The sequence below is a fragment of the Bacillus sp. XF8 genome (assembly GCF_017498755.1).
In the GTDB taxonomy this organism is placed as follows: domain Bacteria; phylum Bacillota; class Bacilli; order Bacillales; family Bacillaceae_G; genus Bacillus_A; species Bacillus_A bingmayongensis.
Window position 1 is genome coordinate 1 of record NZ_JAGDQK010000122.1, and the last position, 1,067, is coordinate 1,067.

1 protein-coding gene and 2 pseudogenes are annotated in these 1,067 nt (G+C 36.1%); 1 reads left to right on the plus strand and 2 read right to left on the minus strand.

The window, feature by feature from the left end:
• A pseudogene (locus tag J4P91_RS29340) lies at positions 1 to 132 on the plus strand (transcriptional regulator); the annotation flags it as partial.
• A gap of 66 nt (positions 133 to 198) precedes the next feature.
• Here the strand turns inward: J4P91_RS29340 and J4P91_RS28685 are convergent.
• Positions 199 to 918, minus strand: a complete 720-nt coding sequence (locus tag J4P91_RS28685) for an IS6 family transposase (protein ID WP_207996797.1) — start codon at positions 916 to 918, stop codon at positions 199 to 201.
• Positions 875 to 1,067 (minus strand): annotated as a pseudogene (locus J4P91_RS29870) (hypothetical protein); the annotation flags it as partial. The pseudogene J4P91_RS29870 and the gene J4P91_RS28685, both read right to left, overlap by 44 nt.

Sequence of the window (1,067 nt, forward strand, 5' to 3'; positions counted from 1 at the left end):
ATAGATGAGGAACACTTTATACAATTCCAAAGCGAATTAAACGAATTAATAACTAAATACTACCATACCGCGAGCAATGAAATAGATGCACCAGTTCGAACAATAGCTGTCACCATTATTCCAGATATTTAAACAAATTAAATAATATGGTTCTGGTGCAAAGATAATCTATAAAAAACGTAGGATATGAATTTTCTGCTAACTTACGGATTTTGATACGATACCGAACAGCTTATCAATGAATTCTTTTCGATTTTGGACAGATTTCACCCCTTGATGAACCTGCTTCTTTTTAATCATATGCATCGCTTCTATGCCACTCAGTATGTAAGTGGCTGTACGAAATGATTTCAATCCTAACATAGAACGAACTCGCTTCTTTATAAAACGATGATCCTGTTCCACGATATTGTTTAAATATTTCTTTTGTCTAAGTTGCATGCCTGATGGCATGTTTTTTTCTTTTCTCAATTCTTCAACTGCTATAGGATAAGCCGGATTTTTATCCACTGTTATGACACGTGGCTTAGAAACATGAAAAGACCGCAAAGCTTTCTTGAAGAAGCGCTTTGCAGCCTTATGATCTCTTGTTTTGCTTAGGTAAAAATCAATCGTACTTCCTTCAGAATCAACTGCGCGATATAAATACATCCATTGACCTTTTACCTTGATATACGTCTCATCTACTCGCCAAGAATCGTTTGTTTTCTTAAGGTGACAGCGAACTTTCTTGTCTAGTTCAGGGCCATATTGATGTACCCAACGCATGATGGTTGTGTGAGCGATGGATAAACCTCGTTCCTCCATCATTTCTACCAAATCACGAAAACTGAGATTGTACCATAGGTACCATCTTACAGTTAACAAAATAATGTCAGGCTGATAATGTTTCCATTTGAATAAATTTTGGTTTTCCATACTGATCATGCTCCTTTTTTAGAGTAGTAGTATCAGTATGTCCAAGTTTACTAGATTTCTTGCACCAGAACCGGTTGTACCGTAGGTACCATCTTACCGTTAATAAGATAATATCAGGTTGATAGTGCTTCCATTTGAACAAATTTTCC

Coding starts and splice junctions, on each gene's coding strand:
- J4P91_RS28685 (WP_207996797.1), bottom strand. CDS start 918: ATGGAAAACCAAAATTTATTCAAATGGAAACATTATCAGCCTGACATT.